Raw genomic sequence first — 2792 nt, 5'->3', positions numbered from 1 at the left:
GGATAACAGCGTCGGCGCTCCAGACTTCCGATTTCGCGGCTCAATGGCTGGCCTGCGGTTTCCCCTGTCAACGCTTCGAAGTCGTCCTCACGAACGCCTCCGCATGACTCGGGGCCAAGGTGGGTCGTTACTCCTTTCCTGTATCGAACTTTCATCGACTATCCTTCGCCAGTTTCACTGGCGCACTATCCGTCCGGTGAGGACCCGGGATACCTGACCTTGCGGAGTTCCGTGTTTAAAGTGGATGGAGCAATCCGTCGGATCTTAGCGTGTCAATCGCTTCGGCGAGAGTGAGGCCGCGATGGAGGCAGAACCATTCTCCGGTGTGACGGTGCCACTGGATGTCGAAGCGATCACGGCTGATCCAGTCGAGGCGAGCGAACGGGGCGTCAAACTCTTCGCCGAGGTTCTCTAGAAAGCCGGAGCGGTAGCGTTGAATGAAGCGATATTTGGTGCCGTGCCACTTTCCCAGGATATCGACGGGATAGTTGAACTGCGTCGGTCGGATAGTGGGCAGGAAGCGGGGCTTCAAAAAGTCGTCGATCAACTGCTGGCAGGCGGCCGTCACCGCCAATTTATCTGCCGCGGACAGACCGCTCGCTCTCATGTGTCCTCTTGGCTCACGCTGCTTCGACATGATCAGGCGTTGGCTTTCGCCAGTTCCAGGGCAGAAGCTCGTCCAGCCTCTGGATAGCATGATCATTGATGCGCGCGAGCACGTCGGCGAGCCAGGCCTGCGGATCGACGTCGTTGAGCTTGGCGCTGGCAATCAGGGTGTAGATGGCAGCCGCACGCCGGCCGCCCTCATCGGAGCCGGCGAAGGTCCAGTTTCTTCTTCCTACGGCGACGGCCCGTAGCTCACGTTCGGCGGCATTGTTCGACATGCAAAGGCGCCCGTCATCGAGGAAGCGGGTAAATGCATCCCAGCGGCTGAGGCTGTAATTGATCGCCTTGGTCGTGTCGTTGTTTTTGGAGAGCTTGGCGCGCTGCTCACGCAGCCAAGCCTGCAGCTCAACGACCAGGGGGCGACTGCGCTCCTGGCGTACACGCAGACGCTCTTGCGGCGTCAGACCGTTAATCTCGCGCTCGATGGCGAACAGGGCATCGATGCGCTTGACCGCCTCGGCTGCAATCGGTGCCTTGGTGAGCCGTGCGAGGTCAAAGAACTTGCCTGCCGTGGGCCCAGCACGCCGCCTCGACGATCGGGCCTACTTTGCGACTGGCCGCGTAGAGTTTGCTGAAGCCCCGGTAGGCGTCGGCCTGCATCAGTCCGGCATAGCCTGCCAGATGCTGTTCCGGATGCTCACCGCCACGATCCGGCGAGTAGAAGAACACCGCCGCCGGGGGATCCGGTCCGGCAAATGGCCGGTCGTCGCGCACATAGGTCCAGAGCCGGCCGGTCCGGGTCTTGCCTTTGGCAAGGACCGGCACCGTGGGGTGAGTAGGCCGGAGGGATTTCACCTCCGGCCTCTCGCAGAACCAGGGCGTGAGGCTCTCACCTCACCCGGCTCCCATCAGGCAAGCTTGTCGCCAATACCGAGTTGCCAGTGAGCAAAGAGTCTGCGGTTCTCGCGAGCGATCTTCTCCAGGAAGATACGAGCGCGCCCCAACCGATGGCGGAAGCGCTTGTACTTTCGCTTCAACCAGATAGCTATTGTTTGGTTGATGTAGCGGGCCATCGGATATAGCGCCGAGCGCATGTATTGCCCATAGTACGCGATCCACCCCCGAACTATCGGGTTTAGTTCGCGGGCAATGTCGTCCAGCGTCAGATTTGGCCGCCTACGAAAGTTCAAGTCTCGGATCGTTGCCCGCATCGCGTTCAGCACTGACTTGCTGACCGCCGGAGTGAACCCGCAGAAAATTTTCTGCGAGTACGGCCCCCGGACTGACCTCGGCCGGAAGCAATATCCGAGAAAGTCGAACATAACCGTCTCGCTCTTGCCTTGGCGTCGATCGTCCTTGCAGTAGACAATCCTCGTCTTCGTCGGATGCAATTCCAGACGACACTCGGCCAGTCGAATTCTCAGCGCTTCGCAAACGCTCTGCGCCTCCACCTCACTCTGGCAGTGTATCAACCCGTCGTCAGCATACCGGCACCACCTGAGTTCAGGGAACGTTCGTGCCATCCAGAGATCAAATGTATAGTGCATGAAGAGATTGGCGAGAATCGGGCTCACTACTCCCCCTTGCGGGGTGCCGCAGCTTCGCTCGACGACAGCTCCATCCTCTTGCGCAATCGGCGCTGTCAGCCATCGTTCGATGTAGAGCAACGCCCACTCGCACTTTGCATGTTTCCGGACAGCCCGCAGCAGAAGCTCGTGGTCAATGTTGTCAAACAGCCCCTTGATATCGAATTCAAGAACCCAGTCGTACTTCCAGCAACGCTTGCGCGTGACGCCTACGGCATCAAGAGCCGATTTGCCGGGCCTATAGCCATAGGAATCCGCCAGAAAGATTGCGTCCAGAGTCGGTTCAATGAGTTGTTTGGCAACTGTTTGTGCCACGCGATCCGCCACAGTTGGCACCCCGAGGATCCTTTGGCCTCCGCTCTTCTTCGGAATGGAGACGGCACGAACAGGTGGCGGGAAGTAGGCGCCTGAGCTCATTCGATTCCAAATCTTGTAGAGGTTACTCTTCAAGTCGGATTCAAATTCCTCAATCGTCACTCCGTCGACACCGGCTGCGCCACCATTAGATCGCACCTGCAGATACGCTTCGTACACCTTTCTTTTGTCGATGTTGAACGGTTTGCTTGGCTGGTTCACCGCCGTCCTCCTGTTGCCAGTTGC

At 59.0% G+C, this 2792-nt stretch carries 2 protein-coding genes and 1 pseudogene; all 3 read right to left on the bottom strand.

Going from position 1 to position 2792, the window contains the following annotated elements:
* Positions 1–235: 235 nt before the first annotated feature.
* Positions 236–607 carry a DUF3024 domain-containing protein gene (locus ACZIRK_RS44860; RefSeq protein WP_028167603.1) on the bottom strand — a complete coding sequence of 124 codons (372 nt, stop codon included), beginning with the start codon at positions 605–607 and terminating at the stop codon, positions 236–238.
* A gap of 13 nt (positions 608–620) precedes the next feature.
* A pseudogene (gene tnpC / locus ACZIRK_RS44855) lies at positions 621–1434 on the bottom strand (IS66 family transposase); the annotation flags it as partial.
* Between the two features lie 80 nt (positions 1435–1514).
* Entirely contained in the window at positions 1515–2768 is a 1254-nt protein-coding gene (gene ltrA / locus ACZIRK_RS44850; RefSeq protein ID WP_463703286.1) for a group II intron reverse transcriptase/maturase, read from the bottom strand.
* Positions 2769–2792: the final 24 nt, after the last annotated feature.

The organism is Bradyrhizobium sp. Leo114 (assembly GCF_055229415.2).
This window is presented reverse-complemented; position numbering and strand designations above follow the sequence as displayed.